The following is an 18,947-nucleotide window of genomic DNA, read 5'->3' as shown; positions in this document are numbered from 1 at the left end:
ATGACGGATAATCCAAATAAAAAATCGCTGTGGGATAAAATCCACATCGACCCAGCCATGTTGCTGATCCTGCTGGCTCTGCTGGTATACAGCGCCCTGGTTATCTGGAGCGCCAGCGGCCAGGACATCGGCATGATGGAGCGCAAAATCGGCCAGATCGCCATGGGTCTGATCATCATGGTGGTGATGGCGCAAATCCCGCCGCGCGTCTACGAAGGCTGGGCGCCCTATCTCTACATCTTCTGTATTATTTTGCTGGTTGCGGTAGATGCGTTTGGCGCCATTTCAAAAGGGGCGCAGCGCTGGCTGGATCTGGGCGTTGTCCGCTTCCAGCCCTCGGAAATTGCCAAAATCGCCGTTCCATTGATGGTGGCACGCTTTATCAACCGCGACGTCTGTCCGCCGTCGCTGAAAAACACCGCCATCGCGCTGGTGCTGATTTTCCTGCCGACGCTGCTGGTTGCAGCGCAGCCTGACCTTGGCACCTCAATTCTTATCGCCCTTTCCGGCCTGTTTGTCCTTTTCCTGTCGGGACTGAGCTGGCGCCTGATTGGTATCGCGGTGGTGCTGATTGCAGCGTTCATTCCTATCCTCTGGTTCTTCCTGATGCATGACTACCAGCGCCAGCGCGTCATGATGCTGCTCGATCCGGAAACCGATCCGCTGGGCGCGGGCTATCATATTATTCAGTCCAAGATTGCGATTGGCTCCGGCGGCCTGCGCGGTAAAGGCTGGCTGCACGGCACGCAGTCACAGCTGGAATTTTTACCGGAACGCCACACCGACTTTATCTTCGCCGTACTGGCGGAAGAGCTGGGGCTGGTTGGCATCTTAATATTGCTGGCGCTGTACGTACTGCTGATCATGCGGGGATTGTGGATTGCAGCACGCGCGCAAACCACTTTTGGTCGCGTCATGGCTGGCGGGTTGATGCTGATTTTATTCGTTTATGTCTTCGTAAATATTGGTATGGTGAGTGGTATTCTGCCGGTGGTAGGCGTACCGCTGCCGCTGGTGAGTTACGGAGGCTCGGCACTGATCGTGTTGATGGCCGGGTTTGGTATCGTGATGTCGATCCATACCCACAGAAAAATGTTGTCAAAAAGCGTATAAAAATAAGGGGATCGGAATGCGTAAGCAGTGGCTGGGGATCTGCATCGCGGCAAGTTTACTTGCGGCCTGCACAAGTGATGATGGTCAGCAACAGGCAACCGTCGCGCCGCCGCAGCCTGCGGTGTGTAATGGCCCGATCGTTGAAATCAGCGGTGCCGATCCCGTTTATGAACCGCTGAATGCCAGTGCCAATCAGGATTACCAGCGCGACGGCAAAAGCTATAAAATTGTTCAGGACCCTTCCCGTTTCAGTCAGGCAGGCTTTGCCGCCATTTATGATGCCGAGCCGGGCAGTAACCTGACGGCTTCCGGGGAAGCGTTCGACCCAATGCAGCTGACGGCAGCACACCCGACGCTGCCGATCCCGAGCTACGCTCGTATCACCAACCTGGCGAATGGCCGTATGATCGTCGTGCGTATCAACGACCGTGGTCCTTACGGGAATGACCGGGTGATTTCCCTCTCGCGCGCGTCTGCCGATCGCCTGAACACCTCAAACAACACCAAAGTCCGTATTGACCCGATTATCGTCGCACAGGATGGTTCGCTCTCCGGGCCGGGTACCGCGTGTACGACGGTGGCAAAACAGACCTATGCCCTTCCTGACCGCCCAAATCTTGACGGCGGAATGGGAAGCGTCTCGTCTCCGGCAGAGCCTGCTCAGCCGGGGGGAGAAATACGCCCGATCAGCAATGACACGCTGCAAAGCGAGGATTCTACCGGCGCGCCGGTAAAGAGTAGCGGCTTTCTTGGCGCACCGACGACCTTAGCCTCGGGCGTGCTGGAAGGCAGTGAGCCGACTCCAGCCCCTGCTCCCGTTGCGGCACCAGCAACCCAGCCGGCTCCCGTAACGGCGCCGGCAGCCACGCAAAGCGCGGTGGTAGCGGCTCCAGCAGCGGCAAGCGGCAGCTATGTGGTTCAGGTAGGCGCAGTGAGCGATCAGGCCCGGGCCAGGCAGTATCAACAGCGTCTGAGCCAGCAGTTTGGCGTACCGGGACGCGTTGAGCAGAACGGCGCGGTCTGGCGCATTCAGATGGGACCGTTTGCCAGCAAATCGCAGGCCGCGTCCCTGCAGCAGCGTCTGCAGAATGAAGCTCAACTTCAGTCATTTATCGCTGTTGCGAAATAATTAACCGGCGGTATCCGAATTGTCAGTTAGTGTAAAACACATTCACAAACTCATGCTTAAAGTCGGATGCCTGCCTGAATAGCATTTGCTATAGTAAGGCACTTTTTTTAATTCCATCACGGATGTCGTAGTTCTGACCATGAAGACCACTTTTTCTGCTCGTTTTGTGCAGCGCATGGCGCTGACCACGGCCCTTTGCGCTGCTGCGCTCTCTGCAGCTCACGCCGATGACCTGAATATCAAGACCATGATCCCTGGCGTTCCGCAAATCGACGCGGAATCCTACATCCTGATCGATTACAACTCTGGCAAAGTGCTGGCAGAACAGAATGCCGATGCCCGCCGTGACCCGGCCAGTCTGACCAAAATGATGACCAGCTACGTTATCGGCCAGGCGATGAAAGCAGGTAAATTCAAAGAATCGGATCTGGTCACCATCGGTAACGATGCGTGGGCAACCGGGAACCCTGTTTTCAAAGGTTCCTCTCTGATGTTCCTGAAGCCGGGTATGCAGGTTCCTGTTTCCCAGCTGATTCGCGGTATCAACCTGCAGTCTGGTAACGATGCCTGCGTGGCGATGGCCGACTTCGCCGCCGGTAGCCAGGATGCCTTCGTGGGCCTGATGAACAGCTACGTTAACGCACTGGGTCTGAAAAACAGCCATTTCCAGACCGTACACGGACTGGACGCAGACGGTCAGTACAGCTCCGCACGTGACATGGCCCTGATTGGTCAGGCGCTGATCCGCGATGTACCGAATGAATACTCTATCTATAAAGAAAAAGAGTTCACCTTCAACGGTATTCGTCAGACCAACCGTAACGGCCTGCTGTGGGATAACAGCCTGAACGTTGACGGCATCAAAACTGGCCACACCGATAAAGCGGGCTACAACCTGGTGGCCTCTGCCACTGAAGGTCAGATGCGTCTGATCTCTGCCGTGATGGGCGGCCGTACCTTTAAAGGTCGTGAAACAGAAAGCAAGAAACTGCTGACCTGGGGCTTCCGCTTCTTCGAAACCGTGAACCCACTGAAAGCAGGGAAAGAGTTTGCGTCTGAACCCGTCTGGTTCGGCGACAACGACCGTGCTTCTCTCGGCGTTGATAAAGACCTCTACCTAACCATTCCGCGCGGTCGCATGAAGGATCTGAAAGCCAGCTACGTGCTGAACAGCACCGAGCTGCATGCCCCGCTACAGAAAAACCAGGTTGTGGGTACGATCAACTTCCAGCTGGATGGAAAAACGATCGATCAGCGTCCGCTGGTTGTCCTGCAAGAAATTCCTGAAGGCAATTTCTTCGGCAAAATCATTGATTACATTAAATTGATGTTCCACCACTGGTTTGGTTAAAAATTGAACACTTGAAAGTGTGATTTTGATCCCCATATACTAAGTATCCTGATAACTCCCACCTGACGTGGGAGTTATTATTTTTTGACGTTACGCCGGAGCTGACATGAAAACCAAACTTAACGAACTGCTTGAATTCCCAACCTCATTTACCTACAAAGTAATGGGTCTGGCGAAACCTGAGCTGGTTGATCAGGTGGTTGAAGTGGTACAGCGCCATGCGCCGGGTGACTACTCTCCGTCAGTAAAACCAAGCAGCAAGGGCAACTACCACTCGGTTTCTATTACCATCACTGCGACACACATTGAGCAGGTGGAAACGCTGTACGAAGAGCTCGGCAATATCGAAATTGTTCGTATGGTGCTGTAGTCCCTTTGCGGTTACCCGGTTTTGCCGGGTAACCCCTCTCCCCCGCTGTGATATACTCCCCCACACCTTTTGTCCCTCGTCTTCGGAGACGCAGTTTTGTATCAGGATAAAATTCTGGTCCGTCACCTCGGGCTGCAACCTTATGAGCCTGTCTCCCAGGCTATGCATGACTTCACCGATTCACGCGATGACAGCACCCCAGATGAGATCTGGCTGGTCGAACACCTGCCGGTATTTACGCAAGGCCAGGCGGGTAAAGCAGAGCATTTGTTAATGACGGGAGATATCCCGGTTATTCAGAGCGATCGCGGCGGTCAGGTCACTTATCATGGGCCCGGTCAGCAGGTGATGTACGTCCTGCTCAATCTGAAGCGCAGAAAGCTGGGCGTGCGTGAACTGGTTACCTTACTGGAACAAACTGTCGTCAACACGCTGGCGGAATATGGTATTGACGCACATCCACGCGCCGATGCGCCGGGAGTCTACGTTGGGGAAATGAAGATCTGCTCACTGGGGCTGCGTATTCGTAAAGGTTGCTCATTCCATGGCCTGGCCTTGAATATTAATATGGACCTTGCGCCTTTCCAGCGCATTAACCCCTGCGGCTACGCCGGCATGGAAATGACGCAAATGCGTCAGTGGGTTGAAACCGCTACGCCAGAACATATTCGTCCCGTGCTTTTAAAGCAGATGTTAGCGCTACTTAACAATCCCCCATACGAATATATCCCTGCTTAATACATCATACAACATGGCTCGATAATTTGGCGGGCCACTGTTTATTTACAGCTTTTGCACTTTACAATAATCCACAGATTCTATATTTTCGAAGCGCCCGAATATTACCGTCACATATTATTTAGCCTCCAGCAAGCATGGCAAACACGGCATAAGTAAGGTGAGCAATTATCACACAACCGTTTGCCCTTGATAAACAAGTGAAACAAAACCAACACTTTACGAATCTCTACAAGCATAATAAATAAATTCAACTATCATTCATATTGTGAATGTATACGGAGTGAAAGCGTGGAGTATAATAATTTACCAGCCAAACGACTGAATGAACCCGGTGGCGAAGACAAGCCGCAAATTTTTCGGACTTTACGTAATATTGATCTCAATTTACTGACTATTTTTGAGGCGGTATATGTCCATAAGGGTATCGTTAACGCTGCGAAAATTCTTAATCTCACGCCATCAGCAATAAGCCAGTCAATCCAAAAGCTACGCGCTATATTTCCCGACCCGTTATTTATCCGTAAGGGCCAGGGGGTAACGCCGACGGCTTATGCCACGCATCTCCACGAGTACATCAGCCAGGGGCTAGAGTCGATTCTGGGCGCACTGGATTTAACCGGGAGCTATGATAAGCAGCGAACCATCACCATCGGCTGTTCCCCTTCTGTCGGGGTGCTGGTGATGCCGGCGATTTTCCAGGCCGTAAAAGAGCATGCTCCGCAGCTCCTGCTTCGCAATGTGCCTCTCAATGAACCTGACATTCAGCTTGCCCAGTTCCAGACGGACCTGATTATTGAAAGCGGCAGCTTCAGTGCCAGAGCGCTGGGGCAAAATGTGCTTTATGCGGATAACCTGGTGCTGGTTTGCCGCCAGCAGCATCCTGCTCTTAGCGAGCCGTTAACCATCGAAAACCTGCGCAACTACGACCACTCGTCTTTCATAACCGAAGGGCAATCTAATCATGCGCTTCGTCAGCGTATTGATGAAATTTTCCCGGAACGTCAGATCAGCTTCAGCAGTTACAATATGTTTACCACCGCATCCCTGATCGGCAGCAGCGATATGCTGTGCGTTATGCCATCACGCCTGTACAGCCTGCTACAAAAATGCTGGCCTCTGGAAAGCATCCCGCTCAGCCAGCTTAATGCGGAATCTATCGAGATTTCACTGCATTACAACAAGCTGAGTATGCGCGATCCGGTCCTGGAAAACGTCATCCGCATCATCCGTCAGGCCTTCTGACAGGTTTTGCCAGCACAAGCCCCTGCAACCCGCAGGGCAAAAGGCACAAAACAACAACTATTTTACAAATTGGCGATCTGGCAGGCTGCTTTAACGACCGTTTCAATGATATACTGCCTGTCGTTCGTTCAAAAATAGTTGATAAATACAACATTCCCTTGAATTGAAACGCTTTCCTTCGATATTCGCAACTGGAACACGCACGCTATGAGTAAACCCATTGTGATGGAACGCGGTGTTAAATACCGCGATGCCGATAAAATGGCCCTTATCCCGGTTAAAAACGTGGCTACAGAGCGCGAGGCGCTGTTAAGAAAACCGGAATGGATGAAAATCAAACTTCCGGCCGACTCTTCGCGTATCCAGGGGATCAAAGCGGCGATGCGCAAGAATGGTCTTCACTCCGTGTGTGAAGAAGCCTCTTGTCCGAACCTTGCTGAATGTTTCAATCACGGTACCGCGACGTTTATGATTCTGGGTGCTATCTGTACCCGCCGCTGCCCGTTCTGCGATGTTGCTCATGGCCGTCCAGTCGCGCCTGATGCTAACGAACCCCAGAAACTAGCGCAGACCATCGCTGACATGGCGCTGCGTTATGTGGTTATCACATCCGTTGACCGTGACGACCTGCGTGATGGTGGTGCTCAGCACTTCGCCGACTGTATTACGGCCATTCGCGAGAAAAGCCCTAACATCAAAATCGAGACGCTGGTGCCTGACTTCCGCGGCCGTATGGACCGCGCGCTGGATATCCTGACCGCGACGCCGCCAGATGTGTTTAACCACAACCTGGAGAACGTGCCGCGTCTTTACCGTCAGGTCCGCCCGGGCGCTGACTATAACTGGTCCCTGAAACTGCTGGAGCGTTTCAAAGAAGCGCATCCGCATATTCCGACCAAGTCTGGTCTGATGGTGGGTCTGGGTGAAACCAATGATGAAATCATCGAGGTGATGCGCGATCTTCGCCGCCACGGTGTGACCATGCTGACCCTGGGACAGTATCTGCAGCCAAGCCGTCACCACCTGCCGGTGCAGCGCTACGTGAGCCCGGACGAGTTCGATGAAATGAAAGCCGAAGCGATGGCGATGGGCTTCACCCACGCTGCCTGCGGCCCATTCGTTCGCTCCTCATACCATGCCGATATGCAGGCTAAAGGCGAAGAAGTTAAATAATGCTGTAATATTCATTTACAGTAATACAAAAAAACCGGCCTCATGAGCCGGTTTTTTTTCGCAAGCCCTCAGGCGTTGCTGTCACTCTTTGTGAGAAAGCTTGTCTGCCGGGACGTTATCCTCGGCGCTTTTCTTCGCCGCTGCATCATCATCGTTCATCGCTTTCTTAAAGCCTTTGATGGCAGCCCCCAGGTCACCACCCAGCGTGCGTAACTTCTTGGTACCAAACAGCAGGACGACCAGTGCGGCAACCACCAGCAGTTTGGTAATACTAATCTCACCCATAGATACCTTCTTTACTTAAAACAGGCTGCATTCAGCGCCAAAACCTGACTGTATTAACGGTCATTTTGCGCGTGCACACAATAGCAATCTGTAACAAGGTGAATCAAGCATTGTTGAAAAAAACATCACAATAATTGCGGTGGCGCAAACCGACGATTGCGAAGAACGGGTAATTGCTGACGCGCAAGCGCAATTCTCTCTAAGTTTATCTCCGCCACCAGCACATGCGGGGCTTCAGCGGCGGCGGCGATCGTCACCCCCAGCGGATCAACCACCCTGCTTTGCCCGATATTTTTCGTGCCACATTCCCCTGCGGCAACGACATAGCAGGTTGTATCCAGCGCGCGTGCCGCAAGCAGCGTTGCCCAGTGATGCTCTTTTAACGGCCCTTTGACCCACGCGGCAGGCAGTACCAGCACGTCAGCCCCCTGCAGCGCCAGATGGAGCGCCAGCTCGGGAAAACGCAGGTCATAGCAGGTCATCAGTCCGATCTTAAATCCGTCAATCTCCAGCAGCGGAGGGATATTGTCTCCGGGGTCAACGCGTCGCGACTCCTGGATGCTGAACGCATCATAGAGGTGAAGCTTGGCGTAATGTGCCACGATGGCCCCGTCACGAATCGCCACGAGTGTATTCACCGCGCGACCCGGCGTGGAAGGAACATGGATCGTTAAGATCGTCGTCATCGTATTGCCTGCGCTTTGGCCGAGTAATTGCTGTAAGAATTCGCCATCCAGCGGCTGCGCGGACTTCACGGATAAATCCGGGTCGTTATCATCTCTGGCCAGCAGCGCCTCAGGGAGAACCAACAGCGACGCGCCTTTCTGCCGGGCCTGCATCATCAGGTTGACGCATGTTCTCGCATTCTCATGCCAGTCAGGCGTGACGGCAAACTGCCCTACCGCTACATACATATTTGTCCCCTCATCATAAACGGCGTTAAACTCGCTACTCTTACACATCAAATAGCAGGTATTTAGCGTGTTACAACTACTTTTAGCCGTTTTTATTGGTGGGGGAACGGGTAGCGTTGCGCGATGGTTTCTAAGTATGCGGTTTAACCCCCTGCATCAGGCGATTCCTATGGGAACACTTGCCGCAAACCTGATTGGTGCCTTTATCATTGGTATGGGGCTGGCCTGGTTTAACCGAATGACGCACATCGACCCAATGTGGAAGGTTTTGATTACCACCGGATTCTGCGGCGGTTTGACCACCTTCTCAACCTTTTCTGCGGAGACGGTTTTTCTCTTTCAGGAAGGCCGTATCGGCTGGGCGCTGATGAATATGGCGATCAATATGCTCGGCTCCTTTGCGATGACGGGGATCGCATTTTGGCTATTTTCTTCCGCAAGCGCGCATTAACAGCCGAACCGTTAATGTTGGCTTAATTTTTCTCTGTCACTCTGAATGTAATACTGAACGAGGGTGACAGAATGAAACAGAGTCTGATGAGCGCAGGAATGGTGTTGTTGAGCGTGCTGATCGTTGCCAGCTTCCTGAAAATGTATCTGCTTGGCTGATTCAAAACGAAAAAAACCCGCTCAGTGAGCGGGTTTTGAAATTCTTGCTGACGCGTCTGAATTACAGAGCGATTACGTTAGCAGCAGAAGGGCCTTTGGCACCGTTAGTGATTTCGAACTCTACACGCTGACCTTCAGCCAGAGTTTTGAAACCATTAGACTGGATTGCAGAGAAGTGTACGAACACGTCTTTGCTGCCATCTTCAGGAGTAATGAAACCGAATCCTTTGGACTCATTAAACCACTTAACGTTACCTTTAATCTTAGACATCAAAATTACCTTTACATTAAAAAACGACACAAATGCTGTGTCGGTTATCAGTACATCAATTGTGGGACCTTTTGTCCAGCGGATCTTTGATAAAAAGTGACTAAAGTCGCGTTAATTTTCACTGACAGATTTTTATCGCTTATGAATCAACAACTGCGCGTTTTATCACCAGCATGTAACGTTTTGTCAGTTAAAACTGAAAACGCATCCAGGCGAAGTAAACGTTACCGTTGTTGTACGTACCCGGAATGTAGGTCATCTGGAACGTTGCGGGGCCATAGCCGATAGAGGCCAAAGGCAGCAGCACCGGGATTGGAATGTATTTCCAGTTGTCACGTGCAGTAACCCCGGCGGTATAGCCCAAACCGACGTGGAAGTTCTCGTCCGCTAGCGGGCGCCAGGTTTTTTCCCAACCATACCCCCCAATCGGCTCCCATTTATTAAACGAGTCTTTGAAGGCCATCAAATAGATGCCATGCCAGTTTCCCTTTTCATCCCAGCGCGACTGGCCAAAACCCGCGCCCCACGGACGCTCGTTGTATTTATCGGTTTTCTCTTTGTCATAAGCAAAACGCGCATGCCACGTTATTGCCGGGACATAGAGATCATAATGTTCAGGTGCCGTCCATGTCTGGGAAACATTATCCGTAAAGGTTGAGAACCAGCCTTTATCCGTCGCGTTGCCTTCTGCCTGTGCAACAGAACAAAACGTTAACTGCCCAAAAATAAACAACAAAATAGAGAAAAATGTATTACGTACAATCACAATGCAATTACCATTCTTAGTATTCGAGGCAAAGTTTACCATAAAGTAGTTGAATCAAAGCTTAACGACATCGGCGTTATTCCTAATTATTCAGCTTCTTTTCGGGAATATTCTTAAGGAAAGGCGGCAATGCGTTCAAAATAAACCCACAAGGGGTGTGACTTTACCCATTTAATGTTCTGAATCAGTGACATGTAAAACCACACAAAACATTAACAATTTGTTATCATTATTAGGACATATTGCGCTATTTCTGACGGTCAAGGCCCTCATGACATAAATGTATGGGCCATGGCAAAAAGACGGTTGTTCTGTTCTTTAGTCGTCTGTTTATTGATTTTAATCAGCAAGAACAGGCCAATTATTCGGCACATTTTCATCCTTCTTTTTTTTGATTTTTTGTGCTCCATTGCAGCAGAGATACAGGGGAAATCATGCTTACGTTATTCGAACTCCTTATTGGAGTCGTCGTCATTGTCGGCGTCGCACGCTACATCATTAAAGGCTACTCGGCCACGGGCGTATTATTTGTCGGCGGTCTAACGCTGCTGATTATCAGCGCAATAATGGGGCACCAGGTGTTACCTGCCAGCGCGACCAGCACCGGTTACACGGCTACAGATATTGTTGAATACATTAAAATATTGCTCATGAGCCGCGGCGGCGATCTGGGTATGATGATCATGATGCTGTGCGGTTTTGCAGCCTATATGACCCATATCGGCGCCAACGACATGGTCGTTAAGCTTGCCTCTAAACCCCTGCAATACATCAACTCGCCGTATCTGCTAATGGTCGCAGCCTATTTCCTCGCCTGCCTCATGTCACTGGCCGTTTCGTCGGCTACCGGGCTTGGCGTACTGCTCATGGCGACGCTGTTCCCGGTCATGGTGAACGTCGGTATCAGCCGTGGCGCGGCCGCGGCAATTTGCGCGTCTCCGGCAGCGATTATTCTCTCCCCGACCTCCGGCGACGTTGTGCTGGCGGCAAAGGCGGCGGAGATGTCACTCATCGACTTCGCCTTTAAAACCACGTTACCGATCTCAATTGTTGCCATCGTGGGCATGGGGATCGCGCATTTCTTCTGGCAGCGCTATCTCGATAAGAAAGAAAACATCAGCCATGAAATGATGGACGTGAGTGAAATCACCACGACCGCTCCCGCGTTCTATGCCATTCTGCCGTTCACCCCGATCGTCGGAGTGCTGATTTTTGACGGAAAATGGGGTCCACAGCTGCACATCATCACCATTCTGGTCATCTGTATGCTGCTGGCCGCCGTGCTGGAGTTTGTGCGCGGTTTTAACACGCAAAAAGTCTTCTCGGGTCTGGAAGTTGCGTATCGCGGTATGGCGGATGCCTTCGCTGGCGTGGTGATCCTGCTGGTTGCAGCGGGCGTTTTTGCCCAGGGTCTGAGCACGATCGGCTTTATCCAGAGCCTGATTTCTATCGCCACCTCGTTCGGCTCCGCCAGTATTATCCTGATGCTGGTTCTGGTGGTGCTCACCATGCTGGCGGCGATGACCACCGGTTCCGGTAATGCGCCTTTCTACGCTTTCGTTGAGATGATCCCGAAACTGGCTCACTCCTCCGGTATTAACCCGGCCTACCTTTCCATTCCCATGCTGCAGGCGTCAAACCTGGGCCGTACCATTTCGCCGGTGTCGGGTGTGGTCGTCGCCGTTGCCGGGATGGCGAAAATCTCGCCATTCGAAGTCGTCAAACGCACCTCAGTGCCCGTTATAGTTGGTCTGATTATCGTGATTATCGCCACGGAAGTGCTGGTACCCGGCGCAGCCTAAGCTAAATTAGGGATATCCAAAAAGCGCCTGTAGGCGCTTTTTGTGCTTTAATAACTTCCAGAAATTAATCGCGCTCATTCGATCAGGAAATCATATGTTCAGGAAGGATATCGTCATCCCGTCTGGCGCAATCGCGCTTGCTCTCTGTCTCTTCTCCGCACAGGCGGAACCGCTGAAGGCAACACAGTATGGCGATTTCGATCGCTATGTGCTGGCTCTGTCCTGGCAAACCGGGTTTTGCCAGAGCATGGTCGAACGCAACCGCAACGAACCTGACGAATGTCGCCTGCAAAAAGAGCGCGATAATAAAGCCGATTTTCTGACCGTCCACGGGCTATGGCCTGGCCTGCCAAAATCCATTGCCGCTCGCGGCGTGGATGAACGTCGGTGGATGCGTTTTGGCTGCGCCACGCGCCCCATTCCGAACATGCCGGAAGTAAAGGCTAGCCGCAAATGCGATGCCGCCGAAACCGGACTGTCGCTTTCCGCAGCCGCAAAGCTCAACGACGTGATGCCGGGCGCGGGCGGTAATTCCTGCCTGGAACGTTATGAATATGCCAAACATGGCGTCTGCTTTGGTTTCGATCCAGATGCCTATTTCGGCACGATGGTGCGGATGAATCAGGAAGTTAAAAACAGCGCGGTCGGTAAATTCCTCGCCGATAATTACGGGAAAACCGTCAATCGCAGCGACTTTGACGGTGCCGTTGCCAAAAGCTGGGGAAAAGAAAACATCAAAGCGATCAAGCTGACCTGCAACGGCAATCCGGCGTATCTGACCGAGATGCAGGTTTCGCTGAAGGCGGACACCATTAACAACCCGCTTTCTGCGGCGTCATTGGCCCCGCAGCCACATCCGGGTAACTGCGGAAAACAGTTCGTGATTGATAAAGCCGGCTACTGATCCGCGCCCGGGCGCACCATATCAAACCGGTTTTCGTCACTGATGCCATAATACGCCGTCGGCCCACCCGCACGCAGGATGGGCTGCGCTTTCGCCGTCTGGTAAATCCCCTCTTCCAGCAGCGTTTCGGCAATATGGATACCGACCACCTCCCCCAGCACCAGCCAGGTATCGACCGGTGTGCCGTCGGCACCGGTAAGCTGAATGCACTGCGACAGGCGGCACTCAAAGTTCACCGGGCTTTCTGCGACGCGGGGCGCGTTAACCAGCTGGCTCGCCGCTGGTGTTAGCCCGGCAAAGCTGAATTCATCCCGATCGTGCGGAAGCATCGCAGAGGTTTGGTTCATCGCCTGCGCGAGATCGCGCGTCGCAAGGTTCCAGACAAATTCCTTTGTTTCGGTAATATTACGCACGCTGTCCTTCCAGCCGTTGCTGGAAAAGCCGATGATCGGCGGGCGATAGTTAAAGCAGTTAAAGAAGCTATACGGTGCGAGGTTGAGCTGACCGGCCTTGTCGCATGAGGAGATCCAGCCGATCGGACGTGGACCAATAATGGCGTTCAGCGGATCGTGCGGCAGGCCGTGCCCCTGAGACGGTTGGTAGAAGTACATAGTTCTCTCTCGTTGGTGGGCGGACGCGAATTGCGCTTCGCGCAACGCCCGGGTTCAGGACACTCAGCGTAACGTATTCCGCCCGGAATGAAGACTGAATAAATTTCAGCGAAAATTCATATGGACCATGAATGTGACCTTCATCACTTCAAACTTGCGCGCTCAGCCAGTATCATCGGGAGAGTTAAACCCTCGCTGCCAGACGGCGAGGGTTTTCTTTTGGATTGGTTTCTGCGTTACGCGCAGCATTAACGACATGGAGTAAAAATGTCCAGACCTACAATTATCATCAACGAGCTCGACGCAGAACGTATCGACAGGCTGCTGGAAAAAGCGGAGTTTGCCTCACTTCCCGTGGCCGACGCCCTGAATGAGGAGCTCGACCGGGCGCAGATGTGCACGCCTGAGACGATGCCGCATGACGTGGTCACCATGAACAGCCAGGTAAAATTCCGCAACCTGACCACCGGTGAAGAGCTGACCCGCACGCTGGTTTACCCGGCTCAGATGACCGACAGCAGCGCACAGCTTTCTGTTCTTGCGCCTGTGGGTGCGGCACTGCTGGGCCTGCGCACGGGCGATACCATCCACTGGGAATTGCCGGGCGGCGCCTCTGCCCATCTTGAAGTGCTGGCGTTGCTCTACCAGCCAGAAGCCGCGGGCGATTACCTGCGTTAACCACTTCTGAACAAGCGCCCACCCGCTTTGCACAGAGGATGCAGCCGCATCCTCTTTCCGTAAATTCACCCCATTTTCTTATATCGCGCAAAAAGCCCTTAATCCACGCTTAATCTGTTTTGGTGCCGTGGGGACGGTCATGAGTGAGATACTGGTTATCACACTTATTTTTCTGATTATTGCGGCGATTATCGTCATGGCCGTGCTTTATCTTGAACGCCACAGCTAGGCGAGCACTTATGCAACCCCACCCGGGAAAGCGTTCACCAGGCCCTTAACTTTTTGCTCTGCGGCCTCGGGCGTTTCTGCGCCAGGGACCAGAATCACCTTCCGGCACTCCTCCTCCCGTTTTTCGAATACCTTATAGGCGCGTTCCGCATCGGCAAGGGGGAGATAATGGGTCACGATCTCTTCCGGAGTAAGCAGCCCTTTTTCGATCAGCGGCAGCAGCTCACCCAGCCAGGCATGGACGTGGGTCTGGCCCATCTTGAACGTCAGCCCCTTATCAAAGGCATCGCCAAACAGGAAACCATGAATAAACCCAGCGTACACGCCGGGTACGCTAACTACGCCACCGCGTCGAACGGCAGCAATGCACTGCCGCAGCGCTTTGCCGCTGCTGCCTTCAATTTTAAGATTGCTGAGGATCGTTTCCGTGGTGCTGCCTTTCGCTTCGAACCCTACCGCATCAATCACGGCGTCAACGCCGCGCTGGCCAGCGGTCTGCTCGATGATTTTTTCCGCTGCGTCGTTATCGTCATCAAAGTTGATGGGGATTGCGCCGTAACGCGCCTCGGCAAATCGCAAACGGTACGGGTGGTGATCGATAACAAAGATCTGCTCGGCCCCTAACAGCCGCGCGCAGGCAATGGTCAGGAGCCCCACCGGCCCGGCGCCGAAAACCGCAACGCTTGAGCCTTTTTCAATCTGCGCATTTTTTGCCGCCTGCCAGGCCGTGGGCAAAATATCGGAAAGGAACAGCGCCTTATCATCGGAGAGGAGTTGCGGGACCTTAAACGGCCCGACGTTGCCTTTTGGCACGCGGACATATTCCGCCTGTCCCCCCGGCACGCCGCCGTAGAGATGGCTGTAGCCAAACAGCGCGGCCGGCGCGGGGATTTGCTTTTTGTTCAGCGCGGCGCCCTGCCCGGCATTGGTATTCTCACAGGCCGCGTATTGCTGCAGACGGCAGAAGAAACAGTCTCCGCAGGCAATGACAAAGGGGATCACCACGCGATCGCCTTTTTGCAAATTTTTCACCTCTGCGCCGCACTCGACGATTTCCCCCATAAACTCATGGCCAAAAATGTCGCCGTGCTGCACCTTCGGGATCTTTCCGCGATAGAGATGCAAATCGGAGCCGCAGATAGCCGTGGCCGTGACGCGCAGAATGATATCGTCGGGCTGTTCGATAATGGGATCGGGGACATTCTCGACGCGTACATGGTGCGGACCGTGATACGTAAGTGCTTTCATGCGACCTCCGAAAGGTTCCAGGTAAGTGTATAAGGGTAGCTACCCCTGAAGGTCTGCCCCGGAATACGGGCCTTTTGAGATTTATCCTGGCAACTTAAGAAAACTGACGGGGCGCTTACAGAAACCATTTTTATTTTATGGTTGAATGAGTTCAGCGTTTATAAACAAGGAGAAACGGGTATGTATCAGAGAATCATTATGCCGGTTGATGTTTTTGAGATGGAGCTGAGCGACAAGGCCGTACGCCATGCGGAGTTCCTGGCGCAGCAGGACGGTGTTATCCATCTTTTACACGTACTGCCGGGCTCCGCCAGCCTGAGCCTGCACCGCTTTGCCGCCGACGTGCGTCGCTTCGAGGAGCATTTGCAGCATGAAGCGGAAACTCGCCTGCAAACCATGGTCAGCCACTTCAGCATCGACCCTTCGCGCATCAAAACGCACGTCAGATTCGGCAGCGTTCGCGATGCGGTAAACGAACTGGCGAACGAGCTGAAAGCAGACGTGGTGGTCATCGGTTCGCGCAACCCTTCCATTACCACGCATCTGCTGGGCTCTAACGCCTCCAGCGTGATCCGCCACACCCATATACCGGTGATGGTCGTAAGATAAAAAAAGAGGCCACCTTTCGGTGGCCTCTCGCTATTGCAGGTGTAGCCTTACTTTCTTCTGTTATGCGGTTTTGGTGCGAATCAGGTAGTCAAAGGAACTCAGAGACGCCTTCGCCCCTTCGCCCGTGGCGATAATGATCTGTTTGTACGGCACGGTGGTGCAGTCGCCCGCCGCAAACACGCCTTTCACGCTGGTTTCACATTTCGCATCGATGATGATTTCGCCCATGCGGTTGCGCTCAATCGCGCCTTCCAGCCAGGTGGTATTTGGCAGCAGACCAATCTGCACGAAGATCCCTGACAGCTGAACGCTGTGCACGTCGCCGCTCACGCGGTCGCGGTATTCCAGGCCGGTCACTTTGCTGCCGTCGCCCTTCACTTCCGTGGTCTGCGCGTTCAGTACGATGTCGACGTTTTTCAGGCTGCGAACTTTATCCTGCAGAACCTGGTCGGCCTTCATCTCTGGAGCGAACTCCAGAAGGGTAACGTGCTCAACAATCCCCGCCAGGTCGATAGCCGCTTCCACGCCGGAGTTACCGCCGCCGATCACCGCCACGCGTTTACCTTTAAACAGCGGGCCGTCGCAGTGCGGACAGTAGGTCACGCCTTTGGTACGGTACTGATCTTCGCCCGGAACGTTCATGTTGCGCCATTTCGCGCCGGTGGCAATGATAATGCTGCGCGCTTTCAGCACCGCGCCGGATGCGGTTTCAATCTGGTGTAAACCACCCTCGACCGCTGCCGGAACCAGCTTGCTGGCGCTCTGGCTGTCAATCACGTCCACGTCGTAGTCGCTGACGTGCGCCTTCAGCGCCCCCGCAAGCTTCTGGCCTTCGGTCTTCGGCACGGAAATGTAGTTTTCGATGTCCACGGTATCGAGCACCTGGCCGCCAAAGCGTTCACCCATCAGGCCGGTACGAATACCTTTACGCGCGGAGTACACCGCTGCCGCCGCGCCCGCAGGGCCGGAACCGACGATAAGCACGTCGTAAGCATCGCGTTTGTTCAGCTCTTCCGCCGCACGTTTTTCAGCACCGGTATCCACTTTGGCTACGATTTCGGTCAGCGTCATACGGCCCTGGCCGAACTCTTTGCCGTTCATGTAGACCGCCGGAACGCCCATCACGTTGCGATCGGTGATTTCATTCTGGAAGGTACCGCCGTCAATCGCCGTGTGCTTGATGCGCGGGTTCAGAACCGACATCAGGTTCAGCGCCTGCACCACGTCCGGGCAGTTGTGGCAGGAGAGCGAGTAATAGGTTTCAAATTCGAAATCACCGTCGATATCGCGGATCTGCTCCAGCAGCGCCTGCGCTTCTTTTGACGGATGACCACCGGTCCACAGCAGCGCCAGCACCAGTGAGGTAAATTCGTGACCCAGCGGCGAGCCGGCAAAGCGCGGTCCCTGGTCGGATCCTGGGTTGGTAATCAGGAAAGAGGGCTTACGGACCGGCAGCGCGTTGTCTTCTTTGAAGGTCACTTTCGGCGACAGCTCGGCGATCTCCGCCAGCAGTTCCTTGATCTCTGCCGATTTGGCGCTGTCGTCCAGCGTGGCAATCAGCTCAACGGGTTTGGTCAGTTTCTCAAGGTAGGCCTTGAGCTGGGTTTTCATGTTAGTGTCGAGCATTGTTCTTCCCTCTCTTAAGACGTCATCATGCAAGCTGCCTTATACGGGCGGCCTGAATGCAACTTGCATCATGGTGCTGGAATGAAATGGGCGCGGGTGCGCCCATTAATTACCGAATGGGCAAAACTTAGATTTTACCAACCAGATCTAAGGATGGAGCCAGCGTCGCTTCGCCTTCTTTCCATTTCGCCGGGCATACTTCGCCTGGGTGAGAAGCCACGTACTGAGCGGCTTTCACTTTACGCAGCAGGTCAGAAGCATCACGGCCGATACCTTCAGCGGTAACTTCGATAGCCTGGATAATGCCCTGCGGGTCAACAACGAAGGTGGCGCGGTCAGCCAGGCCTTCATCTTCACGCATGTTGTCGAAGTTACGGGTCAGGGCGCCAGTCGGGTCGCCGATCATCGCGTATTTGATTTTCGCGATGGTTTCGGAGCTGCTGTGCCATGCTTTGTGGGTGAAGTGGGTATCGGTAGAGACGGAGTAAACGTCTACGCCCAGCTTCTGCAGTTCATCGTAATGGTCTGCAACGTCACCCAGTTCAGTCGGGCAAACGAAGGTAAAGTCAGCCGGATAGAAGAAGAAGACGCTCCAGCGGCCTTCGGTATCTTTCTCGGTAACTTCGATGAACTCACCGTTTTTGAACGCCTGGTTTTTGAAAGGTTTAATTTTGGTGTTAATCAAAGACATCTGTACTTCCTCCGTGTTTTCGTTGAGGTGTAAGGTAACCAACTTTATTCATCGGGGCTAATGCGTATGCTTTATCAAATCAATCAGCCAAACCTTACAACGTCGACAAGACAACAAGGTGAACCTTTTACAGGAAAGCCTGAAAGTAAAAAGGCCGCCTCAACGGGCGGCCCTGATACCTGAATTCCCCGCAGGTACATTCAGTGCCAGCCGAAACTGGCGTTGCGTTGCGCTCTACAACCCTTTATATCAAGGCGGTAACAGCCGTTTGATTACATCACCCGCGCAGGGATTGAGCAATCCATAAAAGATACATTCCTGCCTATGGCTGTGATAGGTTGTGTCGAACATCATTCCGGTGCGTTATAAATTTATTTTTATTATAAAACTATCGCAATATATAAATGACAGTTGTCATTTAAAATGATTATTCCCTTTCCTAAGATAAAATTATCTCAATCGCTTTTGAAGCGCTATTTCAATAATCTGCCACCGTGATATATTAAGATGATTTAATTTAAAACTAAGAGAGCTAACCGAAAGAGTTATAAATGGTTAGCCTTAAACTATTGTTATCAGTTATATG

21 protein-coding genes are annotated in these 18,947 nt (G+C 52.9%); 13 read left to right on the top strand and 8 right to left on the bottom strand.

What is annotated here, in order from left to right:
• The 7 genes from mrdB to lipA all read left to right on the top strand — a co-directional run bounded on the left by mrdB (position 1) and on the right by lipA (position 7,119).
• Positions 1-1,113, top strand: coding sequence for a peptidoglycan glycosyltransferase MrdB (mrdB, locus tag UR289_RS01770; protein ID WP_023310746.1), 1,113 nt, complete (start codon positions 1-3; stop codon positions 1,111-1,113).
• A 16-nt stretch (positions 1,114-1,129) separates the two neighbouring features.
• The gene (gene rlpA, locus UR289_RS01765) at positions 1,130-2,242 is read left to right on the top strand and encodes an endolytic peptidoglycan transglycosylase RlpA (protein ID WP_167818341.1); all 1,113 of its coding nucleotides are present in this window, start codon (positions 1,130-1,132) and stop codon (positions 2,240-2,242) included.
• Positions 2,243-2,381: 139 nt separating this feature from the next.
• Positions 2,382-3,593: a D-alanyl-D-alanine carboxypeptidase DacA gene (dacA, locus tag UR289_RS01760; RefSeq protein ID WP_032638844.1), complete on the top strand. Its 1,212-nt coding sequence runs from the start codon at positions 2,382-2,384 to the stop codon at positions 3,591-3,593.
• Positions 3,594-3,699: 106 nt separating this feature from the next.
• A complete protein-coding gene (gene ybeD, locus UR289_RS01755) occupies positions 3,700-3,963 on the top strand; it encodes a DUF493 family protein YbeD (RefSeq protein ID WP_006177135.1) in 264 nt (87 codons plus the stop codon).
• A 96-nt stretch (positions 3,964-4,059) separates the two neighbouring features.
• The gene (gene lipB, locus UR289_RS01750; RefSeq protein ID WP_033144925.1) at positions 4,060-4,701 is read left to right on the top strand and encodes a lipoyl(octanoyl) transferase LipB; all 642 of its coding nucleotides are present in this window, start codon (positions 4,060-4,062) and stop codon (positions 4,699-4,701) included.
• A 291-nt stretch (positions 4,702-4,992) separates the two neighbouring features.
• Complete coding sequence (locus tag UR289_RS01745) at positions 4,993-5,946, top strand: YbeF family transcriptional regulator (RefSeq protein WP_320709079.1); 954 nt, start codon at positions 4,993-4,995, stop codon at positions 5,944-5,946.
• Positions 5,947-6,153: 207 nt separating this feature from the next.
• Complete coding sequence (gene lipA / locus UR289_RS01740) at positions 6,154-7,119, top strand: lipoyl synthase (RefSeq protein ID WP_013097595.1); 966 nt, start codon at positions 6,154-6,156, stop codon at positions 7,117-7,119.
• Between the two features lie 81 nt (positions 7,120-7,200).
• On the opposite strand, the gene tatE is transcribed toward lipA, so the two are convergent.
• Both tatE and UR289_RS01730 read right to left on the bottom strand, forming a co-directional pair.
• Positions 7,201-7,404 (bottom strand): twin-arginine translocase subunit TatE, encoded by a 204-nt coding sequence (gene tatE / locus UR289_RS01735; RefSeq protein WP_058841807.1) that lies wholly within the window; start codon positions 7,402-7,404, stop codon positions 7,201-7,203.
• A 125-nt stretch (positions 7,405-7,529) separates the two neighbouring features.
• A complete protein-coding gene (locus tag UR289_RS01730) occupies positions 7,530-8,318 on the bottom strand; it encodes a deaminated glutathione amidase (RefSeq protein WP_048977191.1) in 789 nt (262 codons plus the stop codon).
• Between the two features lie 67 nt (positions 8,319-8,385).
• On the opposite strand from UR289_RS01730, the gene crcB reads away from it, so the two are divergent.
• Positions 8,386-8,769: a fluoride efflux transporter CrcB gene (crcB, locus tag UR289_RS01725; RefSeq protein WP_008501029.1), complete on the top strand. Its 384-nt coding sequence runs from the start codon at positions 8,386-8,388 to the stop codon at positions 8,767-8,769.
• A gap of 219 nt (positions 8,770-8,988) precedes the next feature.
• Here the strand turns inward: crcB and cspE are convergent, their stop codons facing one another.
• Together cspE and pagP are read right to left on the bottom strand one after the other, a co-directional pair.
• Positions 8,989-9,198 carry a transcription antiterminator/RNA stability regulator CspE gene (gene cspE, locus UR289_RS01720; RefSeq protein ID WP_002439184.1) on the bottom strand — a complete coding sequence of 70 codons (210 nt, stop codon included), beginning with the start codon at positions 9,196-9,198 and terminating at the stop codon, positions 8,989-8,991.
• 190 nt (positions 9,199-9,388) lie between these two features.
• Positions 9,389-10,006: a lipid IV(A) palmitoyltransferase PagP gene (gene pagP, locus UR289_RS01715; RefSeq protein WP_045142917.1), complete on the bottom strand. Its 618-nt coding sequence runs from the start codon at positions 10,004-10,006 to the stop codon at positions 9,389-9,391.
• A gap of 392 nt (positions 10,007-10,398) precedes the next feature.
• Here pagP and dcuC point away from each other — a divergent pair, with 392 nt between their 5' ends.
• Together dcuC and rna are read left to right on the top strand one after the other, a co-directional pair.
• Positions 10,399-11,766 (top strand): anaerobic C4-dicarboxylate transporter DcuC, encoded by a 1,368-nt coding sequence (dcuC, locus tag UR289_RS01710; RefSeq protein WP_023310737.1) that lies wholly within the window; start codon positions 10,399-10,401, stop codon positions 11,764-11,766.
• A 94-nt stretch (positions 11,767-11,860) separates the two neighbouring features.
• Positions 11,861-12,670: a ribonuclease I gene (gene rna / locus UR289_RS01705; protein WP_064673638.1), complete on the top strand. Its 810-nt coding sequence runs from the start codon at positions 11,861-11,863 to the stop codon at positions 12,668-12,670.
• On the opposite strand, the gene UR289_RS01700 is transcribed toward rna, so the two are convergent.
• Positions 12,664-13,281: a flavin reductase family protein gene (locus UR289_RS01700; RefSeq protein ID WP_023310735.1), complete on the bottom strand. Its 618-nt coding sequence runs from the start codon at positions 13,279-13,281 to the stop codon at positions 12,664-12,666. The genes rna and UR289_RS01700 overlap by 7 nt on opposite strands.
• 267 nt (positions 13,282-13,548) lie before the next feature.
• Between UR289_RS01700 and rnk the strand changes: the two genes are divergently transcribed.
• The gene (gene rnk / locus UR289_RS01695; protein ID WP_023310734.1) at positions 13,549-13,959 is read left to right on the top strand and encodes a nucleoside diphosphate kinase regulator; all 411 of its coding nucleotides are present in this window, start codon (positions 13,549-13,551) and stop codon (positions 13,957-13,959) included.
• Between the two features lie 139 nt (positions 13,960-14,098).
• Entirely contained in the window at positions 14,099-14,188 is a 90-nt protein-coding gene (yldA, locus tag UR289_RS01690; RefSeq protein ID WP_272481390.1) for a small membrane protein YldA, read from the top strand.
• An 8-nt stretch (positions 14,189-14,196) separates the two neighbouring features.
• Here the strand turns inward: yldA and UR289_RS01685 are convergent, their stop codons facing one another.
• Positions 14,197-15,435 carry a zinc-dependent alcohol dehydrogenase gene (locus UR289_RS01685; RefSeq protein WP_032661072.1) on the bottom strand — a complete coding sequence of 413 codons (1,239 nt, stop codon included), beginning with the start codon at positions 15,433-15,435 and terminating at the stop codon, positions 14,197-14,199.
• A 180-nt stretch (positions 15,436-15,615) separates the two neighbouring features.
• Here UR289_RS01685 and uspG point away from each other — a divergent pair, with 180 nt between their 5' ends.
• Positions 15,616-16,044 carry a universal stress protein UspG gene (gene uspG / locus UR289_RS01680; protein ID WP_023310731.1) on the top strand — a complete coding sequence of 143 codons (429 nt, stop codon included), beginning with the start codon at positions 15,616-15,618 and terminating at the stop codon, positions 16,042-16,044.
• A 60-nt stretch (positions 16,045-16,104) separates the two neighbouring features.
• Here uspG and ahpF read toward each other — a convergent pair whose 3' ends face one another.
• Positions 16,105-17,670 carry an alkyl hydroperoxide reductase subunit F gene (gene ahpF / locus UR289_RS01675; protein ID WP_058841803.1) on the bottom strand — a complete coding sequence of 522 codons (1,566 nt, stop codon included), beginning with the start codon at positions 17,668-17,670 and terminating at the stop codon, positions 16,105-16,107.
• Positions 17,671-17,797: 127 nt separating this feature from the next.
• Positions 17,798-18,361, bottom strand: coding sequence for an alkyl hydroperoxide reductase subunit C (gene ahpC, locus UR289_RS01670; RefSeq protein WP_008501015.1), 564 nt, complete (start codon positions 18,359-18,361; stop codon positions 17,798-17,800).
• Between the last annotated feature and the right edge of the window lie 586 nt (positions 18,362-18,947).

The sequence above is a fragment of the Enterobacter sp. 302C9 genome (assembly GCF_034106085.1).
Classification (GTDB): Bacteria; Pseudomonadota; Gammaproteobacteria; order Enterobacterales; family Enterobacteriaceae; genus Enterobacter; species Enterobacter asburiae_B.
The sequence above is the reverse complement of the archived record's forward strand: the minus strand, read 5'-3'. Positions and strand labels throughout refer to the sequence as shown.